Origin of the sequence: Actinoplanes sp. NPDC026623, from assembly GCF_040638275.1 — a bacterium.
GTDB lineage: Bacteria > Actinomycetota > Actinomycetes > Mycobacteriales > Micromonosporaceae > Actinoplanes.
In genome coordinates, this window is record NZ_JBEZXZ010000211.1 from 1 (window position 1) to 15226 (window position 15226).

The 15226-nt window shown below is 73.5% G+C and carries 13 protein-coding genes and 2 pseudogenes; 10 read left to right on the top strand and 5 right to left on the bottom strand.

The features are described 5' to 3' along the window. Nucleotides 1-262 (top strand): annotated as a pseudogene (locus AB0F10_RS37830) (hypothetical protein); the annotation flags it as partial. Nucleotides 263-327: 65 nt separating this feature from the next. Here AB0F10_RS37830 and AB0F10_RS37835 read toward each other — a convergent pair. The 4 genes from AB0F10_RS37835 to AB0F10_RS37850 form a co-directional block, all read right to left on the bottom strand. Then, complete coding sequence (locus AB0F10_RS37835; RefSeq protein WP_360636790.1) at nucleotides 328-765, bottom strand: hypothetical protein; 438 nt, start codon at nucleotides 763-765, stop codon at nucleotides 328-330. A 221-nt stretch (nucleotides 766-986) separates the two neighbouring features. Beyond that, entirely contained in the window at nucleotides 987-1541 is a 555-nt protein-coding gene (locus AB0F10_RS37840; RefSeq protein ID WP_360636793.1) for a GNAT family protein, read from the bottom strand. 189 nt (nucleotides 1542-1730) lie between these two features. Continuing rightward, nucleotides 1731-3245, bottom strand: a complete 1515-nt coding sequence (locus AB0F10_RS37845; RefSeq protein ID WP_360636796.1) for a GGDEF domain-containing protein — start codon at nucleotides 3243-3245, stop codon at nucleotides 1731-1733. 60 nt (nucleotides 3246-3305) lie between these two features. Further along, nucleotides 3306-3686 (bottom strand): YccF domain-containing protein, encoded by a 381-nt coding sequence (locus AB0F10_RS37850; protein WP_360636826.1) that lies wholly within the window; start codon nucleotides 3684-3686, stop codon nucleotides 3306-3308. A gap of 210 nt (nucleotides 3687-3896) precedes the next feature. Here AB0F10_RS37850 and AB0F10_RS37855 point away from each other — a divergent pair, with 210 nt between their 5' ends. The 9 genes from AB0F10_RS37855 (at nucleotide 3897) to AB0F10_RS37895 (ending at nucleotide 14264) form a co-directional block, all read left to right on the top strand. Continuing rightward, complete coding sequence (locus tag AB0F10_RS37855; protein ID WP_360636799.1) at nucleotides 3897-5033, top strand: inositol-3-phosphate synthase; 1137 nt, start codon at nucleotides 3897-3899, stop codon at nucleotides 5031-5033. Continuing rightward, complete coding sequence (locus AB0F10_RS37860) at nucleotides 5030-5878, top strand: SCO3242 family prenyltransferase (RefSeq protein WP_360636802.1); 849 nt, start codon at nucleotides 5030-5032, stop codon at nucleotides 5876-5878. Before AB0F10_RS37855 ends, AB0F10_RS37860 begins: the two co-directional genes overlap by 4 nt. Next, nucleotides 5875-6720, top strand: a complete 846-nt coding sequence (locus AB0F10_RS37865; protein WP_360636805.1) for a sugar phosphate isomerase/epimerase family protein — start codon at nucleotides 5875-5877, stop codon at nucleotides 6718-6720. Before AB0F10_RS37860 ends, AB0F10_RS37865 begins: the two co-directional genes overlap by 4 nt. Further along, a complete protein-coding gene (locus tag AB0F10_RS37870) occupies nucleotides 6714-7316 on the top strand; it encodes an EboA domain-containing protein (protein ID WP_360636808.1) in 603 nt (200 codons plus the stop codon). The genes AB0F10_RS37865 and AB0F10_RS37870 overlap by 7 nt, the downstream gene beginning before the upstream one ends. Beyond that, entirely contained in the window at nucleotides 7316-8164 is an 849-nt protein-coding gene (locus AB0F10_RS37875) for a TatD family hydrolase (RefSeq protein ID WP_360636811.1), read from the top strand. The genes AB0F10_RS37870 and AB0F10_RS37875 overlap by 1 nt, the downstream gene beginning before the upstream one ends. Continuing rightward, complete coding sequence (gene eboE, locus AB0F10_RS37880) at nucleotides 8164-9315, top strand: metabolite traffic protein EboE (protein WP_360636814.1); 1152 nt, start codon at nucleotides 8164-8166, stop codon at nucleotides 9313-9315. The genes AB0F10_RS37875 and eboE overlap by 1 nt, the downstream gene beginning before the upstream one ends. Beyond that, on the top strand, nucleotides 9312-10694 hold the full coding sequence (locus AB0F10_RS37885; RefSeq protein WP_360636817.1) for a nucleotide pyrophosphatase/phosphodiesterase family protein: 1383 nt from the start codon (nucleotides 9312-9314) through the stop codon (nucleotides 10692-10694). The genes eboE and AB0F10_RS37885 overlap by 4 nt, the downstream gene beginning before the upstream one ends. Further along, the gene (locus AB0F10_RS37890; RefSeq protein ID WP_360636820.1) at nucleotides 10691-11761 is read left to right on the top strand and encodes a polyprenyl synthetase family protein; all 1071 of its coding nucleotides are present in this window, start codon (nucleotides 10691-10693) and stop codon (nucleotides 11759-11761) included. The genes AB0F10_RS37885 and AB0F10_RS37890 overlap by 4 nt, the downstream gene beginning before the upstream one ends. Before the next feature lie 202 nt (nucleotides 11762-11963). Then, the gene (locus AB0F10_RS37895; RefSeq protein ID WP_360636823.1) at nucleotides 11964-14264 is read left to right on the top strand and encodes a GH92 family glycosyl hydrolase; all 2301 of its coding nucleotides are present in this window, start codon (nucleotides 11964-11966) and stop codon (nucleotides 14262-14264) included. Nucleotides 14265-14318: 54 nt separating this feature from the next. Here AB0F10_RS37895 and AB0F10_RS37900 read toward each other — a convergent pair. Next, nucleotides 14319-15226, bottom strand: a pseudogene (locus AB0F10_RS37900) (hypothetical protein); the annotation flags it as partial.

Below are 15226 nucleotides of genomic sequence, written 5' to 3' on the forward strand. Positions count from 1 at the left end.
GCCGCTGTGGGACATCGGGCTGGTGACCCAGGCCGGCGAGCCCGACCTCGCCGTCGCGGTCATCTGGGTCGAGTTCGCGCCGGACCTGCCGCCGGGCGGGCGCGGCTCGGTGCGGCTGGCGCCGATGACCGCGGCCGACTGGCGTCACCTGGGTCCCGGCGACCCGATCACCATGCACGACGGCCGCGGGGCCTGTGGCGCCGCGGTCATCACCGAGGCCGTGTTTCCGGCGACGTGGGGTACCCGGCGCCCGGGCACGTGACGTGGTGCGCGCGGACGTGATCTTCGGCGGATGCACGTCAGCGCCGCGTCCCGAGCGAACCCGGATCAGTGGCAGGGAACCCGTCGGGCGGCCACGCCGGGCGCTACCTCGAACGTCGACAGGAACCGCACGTCGGAAGGCAGCTCGGAGTCCCCGACATCACTGGAGCCGAACGACCTTCCTCGGCCCCTCATCGCCCGCGCGGATTCCAGCGACATCGTGGCGTACTCGTAGATGCGCCCGAAGGTGACGCCGGCAGGGTGGTCGCCGAGGTTGTCGAGGTAGGACCAGCCGCCGCCGGCGCCGTGCAGATCCACCTGCTCGAGCAGGTAGCGACCCCGCCTGCCGAAGTTTCCCTCGGCGTCGCAGGTCGCCCGGTCGACGCGGACCAACAGGACGAGTATCAGATCTTCCGGGTAGGTGCCGATCACCTGGCCCGTCAGCACGAACGGGCCCTCGATGGGTCCGGCGCCGTCGTCGACCTGGACGGGGCAGAACACCATCCCCCCGGCGAGGGCCGGGCGGGGCGCGATCGTTCCCGGGGTGCCGGCGGCGATGCTGCACTGATACGGAGAGCTCCGGTTCTCTGAGCCGGAGGGGCCGGTGACGTTGCATGAGAAGGCACCCTGCTATTGCGTCGCTCCAGGGCGCCCGCCGTCGCACACCACGGGAACGGCTCGCGTTTTGCGTGACGGCGCACGTGCCGAAGTCCGAATACCGCCGGTCAGGTCACTGGATGATCGGGCAGGGGCGTGATCTCGGGCGCCGGGTCGTCGCGCAGCCGGCTGTACAGGTAGCCGTCACGCCACGCTCCGGCACGGAACTCGCACGCCCGCACCACGCCCTCGAGCTGGAAGCCGGCCTTGGCCAAGGACTTCTGCTCGGCGGCGTTCTCGGGGTGGGTACCGGCCTGGATGCGCTGCGCCGGGCTGTGGCTGAAGAGGTACTCGGTCAACAGTGCCTGGGCACGCCAGCCGATGCCTCTGCCGCGCCACTCCGGCAGCAGCACGATGCCGATCTCCCAGTACTTGGCCATACCGCCGTAAAGCCCCTGCTGGTAGCTCAGGAGCCCGCACGCCTGCCCCCGCACCTCGGCGATCAGCCGGCCGTCGGCCTCGCCGAGGTACCCGTCCTGGGCAAATCGGCGGGCCGGCTGCTGCGCGTCCAGGAACCCGGACCAGTCCAGCCCGATGAGGAACGGCTCGGTCCGGAACCGCCGTAACATCTCCAGGTCCGACTCCACGACCGGCCGTAGCCGAACCTCCACCCTGTCCGTCATAGCGGTCGATGGTAGCCGCGACCGCCGAGCTCACGCCGACGGCGAGCCGCTCCGGCGTCAGCACGCCGCCAGGCTCGGAATCGTCAGGTCAAGGCGTTCAGCTGCAGCAGGATCGAGGGTCCGTGATGCGGTCGTCCTCGGACAGCGGGCCCGTCACCGGCGGGGCGGGTGGCCTGGTGGTCCCCGTCCTCAGGGGCGGCCGGCCACGACGCGGTCGCGGCCGGCCCGCTTGGCGGCGTACAGGTGACGGTCCGCGTGCGAGAGCAGCCCGGCCGGGGTGACCGGGTCCTGCGAGGTGACCGTCACGCCGATGCTGGCGGTCACCGGCAGCCTGCCGGTCGTCGAGAACCAGTCGTGCTCGCGGATGCGGTCGCCCAGCTCGGTGCAGCGCCGCACCGCCTCCTCCAGGCCGGTGTCCGGCAGGACGAGCAGGAACTCCTCGCCGCCGAGCCGGGCCGCGAACGCCGGTTCCGGGGTGGCGTCGGTGAGAAAGCGGCCCATCTGTTGCAGCACCAGGTCCCCGGCGTCGTGCGAGAGGGTGTCGTTGATCCGCTTGAAGTGGTCGAGGTCCACGATCGCCGCCGCGAGGGGGCGGCGGCGGGCCACCGCGTCGCCCAGCAGGGCCGACAGCCGCTCGTCGGCGTAGCGCCGGTTGTGCAGGCCGGTCAGCGCGTCGCGGTGGGCCAGCTCGCGGAAGTGCTCGCCGAGGCGCCGGGCCTCGGTCGCCTCGAACACCGCCTGCAGGGTGCGGGCCTGCGCGTCGCGCTGCGCGGAGCGAAGCTCGGTGAAGAACCGGTGAAACTCGACGTGCGCCTCGTAGGCCGCACGGTGCCGGCCCATCGCCGCGTAGAGCACGGCCTGCTGCTCCAGCATGGCGGCCTGCGCGCTGCGCAGGTCGCGCTCGCGGGCCAGCCGCCGCACGTGGTCCAGGTCGGCCTGCGCGGTGCTGAAGCGCCCGGCCAGGCGATGCGCCTCGCTGAGGGTCAGCAGGGCCTCCGGCAGCGCCGCGCTGGTGCTGTGCAGGTACTCGTGGTGCTGGGTCAGCGGGCGCAGGATCTCTTCCACCGCCGGGTAGTCGCCCTCGGCGAGCCGGACCCGGGCCATCGTGATCAGCTGCGGGCCGTCCAGCGGGATGCCGCTGGACGCGTGCAGCTCGGCCATCTGCGCGACCGCCGCCGCGGCGGCGGCGTGGTCGTTCTCGTGGTTGGCGAGGTTCGCCAGGTTGCCGAGGATCATCAGCATCTGCTGCTGGTCGCCCATGGTCGCGGCCAGGTCGAGGGCCTCGCGGTAGCGCCGGGCCGCCTCGTCGGCGGAGCCGCCGTCGCCGAGCACGACGGCCAGCGTCATCAGGTGCCGGACCCGGATCGCCGGCGGGTCGTCGTCGGTCAGGTGCGCGACCGCCTGCACGGCGTTGCCGAGCGCGCCGGCCAGGTCGCCGATGTAGTAGTGGAAGTGGGTCAGCGTGCGATGGCTGCAGGCCAGCACGTAGCCGTCGTCGTGCTGCAGCGCCCAGGCGTTGACCTGCTGGGCGAGCGTGCCGCCCTCGGCCGTGCGGCCCTCGCGCAGGGCGGCGTCCGCGCGGATCAGCCGGGCCCGGGCGGCGGTCCGCTCGTCGCCGTCGCGTTCCAGCGCGGCGGCCGCGGCGGCGGTCGCCCGGAAGTCGGTTACCGGCCGCAGCTCGAGCTCCGCGACCTCGATGTTCACAAATAGCAATCTAACGGTCACGAGCCCCGCTTGGGCGCGAACTCGTCGGACACCCGGGCGTCAGTCCAGCCTGACGATGTCGCGGCCGAGGGGCCAGAACGCGACCGGCACCAGCTTGAAGTTGGCGATGCCGAACGGGATCCCGATGATCGTGATGCACTGCGCGACGCCGGCGACCAGGTGGGTCAGCGCCAGCCACCACCCGGCGACGAGCACCCAGAGCACATTGGCCAGTCCGGAGGCCACCCCGGCGTCCGGCCGGCTGACGACCGTGCGCCCGAACGGCCACAGCGAGTACCGGGCCAGCCGCAGCGCCGCGACGCCGAACGGGATGGTCACGATCAGCGCGAAGCACAGCAGCGCCGCGAGGCCGTAGCCGATGGCCAGCAGAAATCCGCTGCCGAAGACGAACCAGAGGACGTTCAAGATCAGGCGCACCAGTCCATCATGGCCGCCGCGCGCAACCTCCCGGCGGACTTTCGTACGGACCGGAGGTAAGTTTCGGGCACGGATATAGAACTTTCTCTTTATCGAGCCTTTCCTTTGTCCCGTCGGCTGGGTTAGCGTCGCCTCACGTAACACGAAAGACACATCGTGTTATCGAGACGTACGTCTATGCCTGGGTTCGAACGGGTCATGGGGAGGTCGCGCATGCGTACCGGAATCTGGTTGGTCGGCGCACGCGGCTCCGTGGCCGTCACCTCGATCGTCGGCGCGGCGGCGCTGCGGACCCGCCTGGTCGCACCCACCGGCTGCGTCACCGAGCTGCCGCAGCTGCGCAGCCCGGCGCTGCCCGGCTGGTCCGAACTGGTCTTCGGCGGCCACGACATCGTCACCACCCCGGTGCTGAAGAAGGCCGACGCGCTCGCCGCCGCCGGGGTGCTGCCCGGCCGCCTCGTCGTCGCGCTCGCCGACGACCTCGCGACGGTCGAGCACGAGCTGCGGCCGCTGCCGGCCGGCGACACCCAGGCCGGCACGGCGGACCGGATCGCCGCCGACCTGAGCGACTTCCGCGACCGCAACGGCCTCGACCGGGTGGTGGTCGTCAACGTGTCCACCACCGAGCCGGTCGCCGCACCGCACCCCGCGCACGCCGGCCTCGCCGCACTCACGGCGGCCCTGGCCGGGCCCGGCCCGGTCCTGCCGCCGAGCGCCCTGGTCGCCTACGCGGCCTTCACCGCCGGCTGCTCCTTCATCGACTTCACCCCGTCGACCGGCGCGCGGCTGCCGGCCCTGGCCGAGCTCGCCCGCCGCCAGGCCGTCCCGTACGCGGGCAACGACGGCAAGACCGGCGAGACCCTGGTCAAGTCGGTGCTGGCGCCCATGTTCGCGCTGCGCAACCTGCGGGTCCGCAGCTGGTCCGGGCTCAACCTGCTCGGCGGCGGCGACGGCGCCAACCTGGCCGACCCGGCCGCCAACGCCGCCAAGGTCTCCAGCAAGCAGCGGGTGCTCGGCGACGCGCTGGGATACCAGCCGGAGGGCACCAGCCGGATCGACTACGTGGCGGAGATCGGCGACTTCAAGACCGCCTGGGACCTGATCACCTTCGAGGGCTTCCTCGGCACCGGCATGCGGATGGAGTTCACCTGGCACGGCTGCGACTCCGCCCTGGCCGCGCCGCTCGTGCTCGACCTGGCCCGGCTCACCGCGGCCGCGCACCGCGCCGGGCGCAGCGGCCCGCTGCCCGAACTCGGCTTCTTCTTCAAGGACCCGCTCGGCGACGGCCCGTCCGCGCTGGCCGAGCAGTGGGCCGCCCTCGCGGCGTTCACGGCGGGCCTGGGCTCGTGAAGACGCCGCTGCGCACCCTCGCCGACCTGGTCCGCGCCCCGGCCGCGCTCTCCGTGCCCGGCGACGCGGTGGCCGGCGCCGCCGCGGCCGGAACGCTCGGCCCGCGCACGGCCGGCCTGGCCGGCGCCGCCGTCTGCCTCTACTGGGCGGGGATGGCCGCCAACGACTGGGCCGACCGCGACCTCGACGCCGCCGAGCGCCCGGAACGCCCGATACCGTCCGGCCGGATCTCCGCACCCGCCGCGCTCGGCATCGCCGCCGGGCTCACCGCGGCCGGCCTGGCCCTCGCCGCCCGGACGGGCGGGGCCCGGGCCCTGGCCGTCGCGGGACCGCTCGCCGCCGCGATCTGGGCCTACGACCTGCGGCTCAAGAACAGCGCGGCCGGCCCCGCCGGGATGGCCGCCTGCCGCGCCCTCGACGTGCTGCTCGGCGCGAGCGCCGGCAATCCGGTACGCGCGTTGCCCGCCGCCCTGGCCGTCGCGGCGCACACGTACACGGTCACCGAGCTGTCCCGCCGCGAGGTCGCGGGCAGCACCACCGCGAGGCTCCCCGCGGCCACCCTGACCGCGACCGCCGGGCTGGCCGCCGCCGTCGCCGCGCGCGGCGGCACCGTCACCACGGTGCTCGCCGGCGAGTACGCCACCAGCTACGGCCGCGCCCAGGCCCGGCTCTTCACCGACCCGGCCGCCCCCCGCGTCCGCGCCGCCGTCGGCGCCGGCATCACCGCGCTGCCCGCGCTGCAGGGCGCGCTCGCCGCCCGGGCCGGCCGCACCTGGGCCGGGCTCGCCGTCGCGGCCGCCGCCCCGCTCGGCCGGCTGCTCGCCCGCAGGGTGTCGCCGACATGACCGCCCTGCGGTACGGCTACGGCACCAACGGCTTCGCCAATCACCGCCTCGGTGACGCCCTCGAGGTCATCGCCGGCCTCGGCTACGCCGGCGTCGCGCTCACCCTCGACCACGACCACCTCGACCCGTTCGCGCCCGGCCTGGCCCGCGGCGTCGCCACCGTCGCCGACCGGCTCCGCGACCTCGGCCTCGGCGTCGTCGTCGAGACCGGCGCCCGCTACCTGCTCGACCCGTGGCGCAAACACGCGCCGACGCTGCTGCACGACGACCGCAAGCTGCGGCTCGACTTCCTGCGCCGGGCGGTAGCGGTCGGCGCGGACCTGGGCGCCGAGGCCGTCTCCTTCTGGGCCGGGGTACGCCCGGACGGCGTCGACGCTGCCACCGCCTGGCGCCGGCTGGTCGACGGCTGCGCGGAGATCACCGAGGCGGCCACCGCCGCCGGGGTGCCGCTCGGCTTCGAGCCCGAGCCCGGCATGGAGGTGGCCGACATCGCCGGCTGGCGGCGGTTGCGCGCGGCCCTGGGCGAGCCCGGCATGTTCGGCCTCACCCTCGACATCGGGCACTGCCGCTGCCTCGAGGACCCGCCGGTGCCGGACTGCGTGACCGCCGTCGCCCCGCACCTGGTCAACGTGCAGATCGACGACATGCGCCGCGGCGTGCACGAACACCTCGAGTTCGGCACCGGCGAGATCGACTTCCCGCCCGTGCTGCGGGCGCTGATCGACGGCGGCTACCGCGGCCTGGTCGCCGTCGAACTGCCCCGGCATTCGCACGCGGCGCCGACGGTCGCCCGCGAATCGCTGGCGTTCCTGCGAGCGGCCGAGAAGGAGGCTCAGTGTTAGACGACCTGCGTACCGCGCTCGCCGGCGTGCCGGGCGGGGACTGGCTCGACGACGCGCTGGCCCGGGTCCGCGACGACCCCGACGAGCTCGGGCCGCTGTTCGCCCGCGCCGACCGCAAGCTCGGGCGCGAGCCGCTGTTCCCGGACAGCAGTTGGACCGCCGGGCGCGCCGGGCGCGCGCTGCTGGCCGAGGTGGCCGACCCGGAACGGACCATCACGCTGTATGAGCAGGGCGACACCGCCGAGCGGCTGGCCGTGCTCGCCGCGCTGCCGCTGCTCGACGCCGGGCCCGCCCTGGTGCCGCTGCTGCACGACGCGCTGCGGACCAACGACGCCCGGCTGGTCGCCGCGGCGCTCGGCCCGTACGCCGTGCACCTGGACGACGCGACCTGGCGCCAGGGCGTCGTCAAGTGCGTCTTCATGGGCATCCCGCTCAGCGCCGTCGACGGCCTCGACGACCGCGCCGACCCGGAGCTCGCGGTCATGCTCGGCGCCCTGGCCCGGGAGCGCGCCGCCGCCGACCGCCGGATGCCGCCGGACGCCCTCGCGCTGCTCAACCGGCTCACCGTCGCGAACCACTCGAGGAAGCAGGACTGATGCGCATCTTCGACCCGCACATCCACATGACCTCGCGGACCACCGACGACTACCGCGCGATGGCCCTCAACGGCGTGCAGGCGGTGGTGGAGCCGGCGTTCTGGCTCGGCCAGCCGCGCACCAACCCCGGCTCGTTCGCCGACTACTTCGACTCGCTGATCGGCTGGGAGCCGTACCGGGCGGCCCAGTTCGGCATCCGGCACCACGCCACCATCGCGCTCAACCCCAAGGAGGCCAACGATCCGCGCTGCCGCAGCGTGCTCAACCTGCTGCCGCGCTACCTCGACAAGGACGGCGTGGTCGCGGTCGGCGAGATCGGCTACGACTCGATGACCCCGGCCGAGGACGACGCCTTCGCCGTGCAACTGGCCCTGGCGATCGAGTACGAGCTGCCGGCGCTCGTGCACACCCCGCACCGCGACAAGGCGGCCGGCACCCGGCGCACCCTCGACGTCGTCGCCGAGTCCGGCATCGCGCCGGGCCGGGTGGCGATCGACCACCTCAACGAGATCACCGTCGGCCTGGTCCGCGACTCCGGCTGCTGGATGGGCTTCTCCATCTACCCGGAGACGAAGATGTCGCCGCACCGGATGGTCGAGATCGTCAAGGCGTACGGCACCGAGCGGATCCTGATCAACTCCGCCGCCGACTGGGGCCACTCCGACCCGCTGCTGACCGTCGCCACCGGTGAGGCGCTGCTGGCGGCCGGGTTCACCGCCGACGACGTCGACCGGCTGCTGTGGCGCAACCCGGTCGAGTTCTACGGCCAGTCCGGGCGCCTCGACCTGTCCAGACCGGAGCCGGCGGACTCGTTCATCGGCAGTTCCATCGCGCGGGGAGGCGCCTGATGCGGCTGCGGCATCCCGGCGGGCAGGTCGTGCACCTGTCCTACTGCACCAACGTGCACCCCGCCGAGGACTTCGCCGGGATCCTCGCGCAGCTGGACACGTACGCGGTGCCGATCCGCGAACGGCTCGGCACCGACGTGCTCGGCCTCGGCATGTGGCTCGCGGCGCCGGTGGCGGCCGGGCTCGCGGCCGACGTCGCCGGGCGCCGGCGGCTGCGCCGGGAGCTCGACGCGCGCGGGCTCGAGGTGGTCATGCTCAACGGGTTCCCGTACCAGGCGTTCCAGGCGCCGGTGGTCAAGCACGCCGTCTATCAGCCCGACTGGACCACCGCGCAGCGGCTCGCGTACACCCTGGACCTGGCCCGGGTGCTGACCGACCTGCTGCCGGACCGCGCCGCGCGCGGATCGATCTCCACCCTGCCGCTCGCCTGGCGCGAGCCGTGGGACGCCGAACGCGCCGACGCCTGCCGGCACCACCTCGACGAGCTGGCCCGCACCCTCGCGCAGGGCGAGCGGGACATCCGGGTCGCGTTCGAGCCCGAGCCCGGCTGCGTCATCGAGACCACCGCGCAGGCCGCCCTGCTGCTGTCCGGCATGGACACCAGCCGGCTCGGCATCTGCCTCGACCTGGCACACCTCGCCTGCGCCTGGGAGCAGCCGGGGGAGGCGCTGCGCAACCTCGCCGCCGCCCGCCTGCCGATCGTCAAGGTCCAGGTCTCCGCCGCGCTCGCCAGCGCCGACCCGCGCGCCGACGCCGCCGTGCTGGGCGAGTACGTCGAGCCGCGCTTCCTGCATCAGACCCGCGGCCCCGACGGCCTGTCCGCCGACGACCTCGACGAGGCCCTGGCCGTGCCCGGCGGGCGCGACCAGCCCTGGCGGGTGCACTACCACGTGCCGCTGCACGCCCCGCCCGTGCCGCCGCTGCAGACCACCGTCGGGGTGCTCGCCGAGGCCCTGGCGCTGCTGGCCGGCGGCCCCGAGCCGCTCTGCGACCACTACGAGGTGGAGACCTACACCTGGAACGTGCTGCCGCCGACGTCGCGCCCCGGCAGCCCGGCCGAGCTCGCCTCGGGGATCGCCTCGGAACTCTTCTTCGCCCGGGCCCAGCTCACCGCGCTGGGTCTCACCGCCTATCAGGGGGTCACGCCGTGAAGCCCGTGGTCGTACTGGACGTCGCCGGCCTCACCCCGCGGCTGCTGGAACACATGCCGCGCCTCGCCCGCCTCGCCGGCACCGGATTCTCCGCCGCCCTCGGCACCGTGCTGCCGGCCGTCACCTGCTCGGTGCAGTCCACCTTCCTCACCGGCGAGACCCCGGCCGGGCACGGCATCGTCGGCAACGGCTGGTACTTCCGCGACCTGGGCGAGGTGCTGCTCTGGCGCCAGCACAACGCGCTGGTCGGCGGCGAGAAGCTGTGGCACGCGGCCCGCACGCGCGCGCCGGGCTACACGGTGGCCAACGTCTGCTGGTGGTACGCGATGGGCGCCGACGTCGACTGGACGGTGACGCCGCGGCCGGTCTACCACGCCGACGGCCGCAAGGACCCGGACTGCTACACCGATCCGCCCGCGCTGCACGACACGCTCACCGCGAAGCTCGGCACCTTCCCGCTGTTCAGCTACTGGGGCGCGAACGCCGGGCTGGCGTCCTCGGAGTGGATCTGCCGGGCCGCCGAGCAGATCATGGCCGATCACGACCCGGACCTGACCCTGGTCTACGTGCCGCATCTCGACTACGACCTGCAGCGCTACGGGCCGTCCGGCCCGCAGGCCGCCGCGGCCGCGGCCGAGCTCGACGTCGTGCTCGGCCCGCTGCTCGACGCGGCCGCCGCCCGCGGCGCCACGGTCGTCGTGCTGTCCGAGTACGGCATCACCGACGTGTCCCGCCCGGTCGACGTCAACCGGCTGCTCCGCGCCGAGGGCCTGCTGCGGGTGTACACCCAGGCCGGGATGGAGTATCTCGACCCGTGGACGTCGCGGGCGTTCGCGGTGGCGGACCACCAGGTCGCACACGTCTACGTCCGCGACCCCGCCGACGTGCCGGCCGTGGCGAAGCTCTGCGCGGCGCTGCCCGGCGTCGCCGAGGTGCTCGACGCCGACGGACTGGCCGGGTACGGGCTGGACCACGAGCGGTCCGGGGAGCTGGTCCTGGTCGCCGAGCCGGACTCCTGGTTCACGTACTACTACTGGCTGGACGACGCCGCGGCACCGGACTTCGCCCGGCTGGTGGAGATCCACCGCAAGCCCGGGTACGACCCCGCCGAGCTGTTCTTCGACCCGGCCGGCCCGACGGCGGCGAAGGGGCGCGCCGGACTGGCGCTGCTGCGCAAGAAGATCGGCATGCGCTACCTGATGAGCGTCGTCGGCCTCGACGCCGGCGCCCGCGCGGTCCGCGGCTCGCACGGGCGGCTGCCGGCCGACCCCCGCGACGCGCCCGTGCTGATCTGCTCGGACCCGGCCTTCGCCCGCGACGCGGTCGCCGCCACCGAGGTGAAGGACCTGCTGCTCGCGCTCGCGGGGCTGCCGTCATGACCGTCGGCATGGCGCCGGAGACCGACGCGTCGGGCCTGGCCCGGCGCTGCGAGTCGGCGCTGATCCGCTACCTGGACCGGCAGCGGCCACACTGGCCGGACGGCACCCCGGCGGGCGTGCTCGACGCGGTGCGGCGGTTCGTGCTCGCGGACGGCAAGCGGTTGCGCCCGATGTTCTGCTACTGGGGCTGGCGCGGGGCGGGGCAGCCGGACAGCCCGCAGATCGTCGTCGCGGCGGCGGCGCTCGAGTTGTTCCACGCCTTCGCCCTGATCCACGACGACATCATGGACGGCAGCACGCTGCGCCGCGGCCAGCCGACCGTGCACCGCCACTTCGCCGACGTGCACACCCGGCATTCGTGGCGCGGCGAGGCGGTCCGGTACGGCCAGAGCGCGGCCCTGCTGTGCGGTGACCTCTGCGCCGCCTGGGCGGACCACATGCTGCACGAGTCGGGGCTGCCGGTCGAGTGGATACACCGCGGGTACCGGCTCTTCTCGGTGATGCGTACCGAGGTGATCGCCGGTCAGTACCTGGATCTGGTCTCGGGGGTCGGCGACGGTTCGGTGGCGGGGGCGCTGACCGTCATCCGGATGAAGGCGGCCCGGTACACGGTGACCCGGCCGCTGCAGATCGGCGCCGCCCTGGCGGGTGGCCCCGAGGCGCTCCAGGCGGCGCTGCAGGCGTTCGGCGACCCGCTGGGTGACGCGTTCCAGCTGCGCGACGACGTGCTCGGCGTCTTCGGCGACCCGGCGGTGACCGGCAAGCCGGTCGTGGACGACCTGCGCGAGGGCAAGCCGACCGTGATGATCGCGATGGCCCGGGATCGGGCGGACCGGGCGCAGGCCGCCCGGATCCGGGTGCTGTTCGGCGACCCGGACCTGGACGACGCGGGCGCGGGGGAGCTGCGGTCGATCATCACGGCGACCGGCGCCCGGCAGCGGATCGAGGACCTGATCTCGCAGCGGGCGGCGGAGGCGATGACGGCGCTGGCCGGCGCCCCGCTGACCGGGGAGGCGCGGGCCGCACTCACCGACCTGGCATCGTCGGTGGTGGCGCGCCGCCGATAGCGGCATTTCGCCGCCGTGAAACGGCAATCCGGCTCATCGTATGGGCGACAAATTCCGGCATGCTCACCTCGCTATCTCCGGCGATGCTCCAATGACAAGCAAGCGCTCAGCGCTATTTGTCAAATTGCCTCCCAGGGCTCAAAGATTGGTGAGCGAGTTGCCTGAATCAATCCCGGCCCCCGAGCGCGTCGCATCGTCCGGCGTGACTCGGCGAAGCGTATTAGGTGGAGCGGGCGCGGCCGCGTTCGGCCTCGCGGCCACCGCCGCCACCGCCGGTTCGCTCGGCCTCCTGCCGGGGGCGGCCGGCGCCGCCGTCAACCCGCGCTCCGAGGTCTGGCCGTTCCTGGGAGTCGACGGCGGCGGTGAGCAGATCCCCGGCCCGTACCTGCCGTTCGGCTTCGCCAAGCCCAGTCCGGACACCGTGGGTGGCGACGCCACGAGCGGTTACCGGTCGCACCGTAGGTGCCTGGGATTCAGCCAGACCCATGTCCTGGGCACCGGCGGCGGCGCGAAGTACGGCAATTTCCGGATTACGCCGATCACCGGCTCCATGAACTCCATCAGGCCGACGACCGCCATCAAGGCCGGCGCGGGCCTGACGGACGAGTCGGCGGAACCGGGCTATTACGGGGCCACGTTGACCCGTGGCGGTGACGCCGTCAAGGCCGCCCTGACCGCGACCAGATTGTGCGCCGTGCACCGATATACGTTCCGGGCCGGCCGGACCGCCAACCTGCTCGTGGACATCACCTCCGGCATCGACGTGGAATGGGGCCAGCATCCGCTGAGTTGCCAGGCCTCGTTCAACGACAGCGGCGCCCTGGAAATCTCCGGCACCTTCGAGGGCGGCTGGAACTACGGCCGCTACAAGCTCTATGCCGTCGTCGTGTTCAGCCGCGCTCCCGACGCGTACGGGATGTGGGACGGCGACACGGTGGCGACCGGGCAGCGGGCGCGCGCCGCCGGCGGCGTCCGCGAGACGCAGCGGGTCGGCGCCTACGCCACCTTCGACACCGACACCGACCAGGTCGTCGAGGTGCGGGTGGCGTTGTCCTTCAAGAGCATCGCCCGGGCCTGGGAGAACTACGCACATCAGGTGTCCGGCAAGGACTTCTCGGCCGTTCTGTCGTCGGCGCACGCCGCCTGGGACGACGCCCTCGGCAGGATCGCGGTCGACGGCGGCACCCCCGACCAGCGGTCGGTGTTCTACACCTCCCTCATGCAGAGCCACGCCATGCCCCACGACCTGACCGGCGAGAACGTGTGGTGGAGTTCCAGGGCGGCGCATTACGAGGACTACTACACCATCTGGGACACCTTCCGCACCGTGCACCCGTTGCTGACGCTGATCCAGCCGCGACGCCAGGCGGAGATGGTGCAGTCGCTGGTCGAGACCTACATTCACACCGGGTGGATGCCCGACGCCCGGATCGCCGGCAACAACGGCCAGCAGCAGGGCGGCACCAACGGCGACGTGCTGGTGGCCGACGCCATGGTGAAGGACCTGAGCGGCATCGACTACCGGAAGGCCTACGAGGCGCTGCGGAAGAACGCCGACGAGGAGAGCGCGGATCCGTCGGTCGCCGGCCGGCGGATGACCGACTACAAGTCCAACGGCGGCTGGATCCCGATCGACCAGTCGACCTGGGCACCGGCCGACCGGCAGTCGGGATGGTGGGGTCGCTCGGCGTCGCGCACCTTGGAATACAACTACAACGACTTCTGCGTCGCCACGGTGGCGCGGGGCCAGGGCGACACGGCCGGCGCCGCGCGATATCGCAACCGGTCCAAGGGCTGGCAGAACCTGTGGGACCCCTCGACGTCGGCGATCCGCCCGCGATACAGCAACCGCGCCTGGCTCGGCGACTACGACAAGGACCGGCACTACACCGGCTGGCATGAGCCCTTCTACGAGGGCTCGGGCCGCCAATACAGCACGTTCGTCCCGCACGACACGCAGAAGGTGATCGACCTGGTCGGCGGGGACGACCGATACGTCAGCTGGCTGGACGACCTGTTCGACGGCCACTACAACCACGACAACGAGCCCGACCTGCTGGCGGCCTGGCTCTACATCCACGCCGGCCGGCCCGCGCGCACCGCGCTGCGGGTCCGCGACATCCTCGCCGGCAGGTACGTGAAGGCGCGCGACGGCCTCCCCGGAAACAACGACGCGGGCGCGCTGACCGCCTACTACTGCTGGGGCGCCATCGGCCTGTTCCCCAACGCCGGTCAGCCGTACTACTACATCGGAAGCCCCATCTTCACCGAGACCCGGCTCAAGGTCGCCGGTGGGACCTTCACCATCAGGGCCGCCGGCACCTCGGCGACCGACAAGTACGTGCAGGGAGCCACCCTCAACGGCCGGACCCACAACCGGGCCTGGCTGTCGCACCGCGAGGTGGCCGGGGGCGGCACCCTGGTGCTGACGATGGGATCCAGCGACCGGAGCGCGTGGGGGACCGGCGTCAACGACCGGCCCGCCTCGTTGTCCGCGGGCTGACCCGGCGCTGAACCGGCGCTGAAGCGATCGCCTCAGCGCCGGCCCGCCCGGGCGTCAGTCGCGGTGCACGACGTGTGCGCCGCCGCGCAGCGGGTCGCGGGTCCAGCCGACCGCCCAGATCGCGCCGGTGCCGGGTATCGCGGTGGCGGCGGCGAGTGCCGAGGACGGCTCGCCGTTGTTGGTCGTGCCGCCGGGGTTCGACGGCCCGGTGGCGTCCGGGGTGAACACCTTGCCGTTCCAGTGCTCGGCGTAGTCGGTCTCGTTCAGCGTCGTGTCGCCGGTGTAGCCGATGGCCCAGGCGTCGTCCGGCGACAACGCGATCACCTCGGTCAGCTCCGACTCCTCGCCGTTCGTGGGCACCGCGGCCCAGGCGCCGCCGGTCCGGTGCAGCGCGAGGGGCCGGCAGGACTCCAGCAGGATCGCGTCGAGGCAGGTGCGGCCGACCGCCCACACGTCGTCCGGCCCGGTCGCGGAGACGCCGGCGAGGAAGGTCCCCTCGGTCGCCGGGTCGCCGGTCACCGGGGGCGCCTGCTCCTGCCAGCCCGCGCCGTCCCAGTGCAGGATCAGGCCGGTCCGGCGGCCGTCGAGGCGGACCTGGGAGCCGACCGCCCAGGCGTCGCCGGCGGCGCGGGCGAAGACCGCGGAGAGCTCGGTCGACGTGGCGTCCCCGTCGGGCGCGGGCACCTGCGCCCAGCCGGCGGCCCCGTCACGCAGGATCAGCGCGCGCGGTGGCTTGGTGCCGGCCGAGGTGTGGCCGACCGCCCAGCCGCCGCCGGCCGACATGTCCACGTCGGACAGCTCGCTCGACGCTCCGAGCGGCGGCGACGGCAGCGCCGCCGCCGTCCAGGCGCCGTCGTAGTGCAGCGCCGCCGCGGACCGGGTGGTGGAGCCGGCGGCGCTGCCGACGGCCCACACGTCGCCGGGTGCGACGGCGTCCACCGCGGTGAGGTCGTATCGCCGGC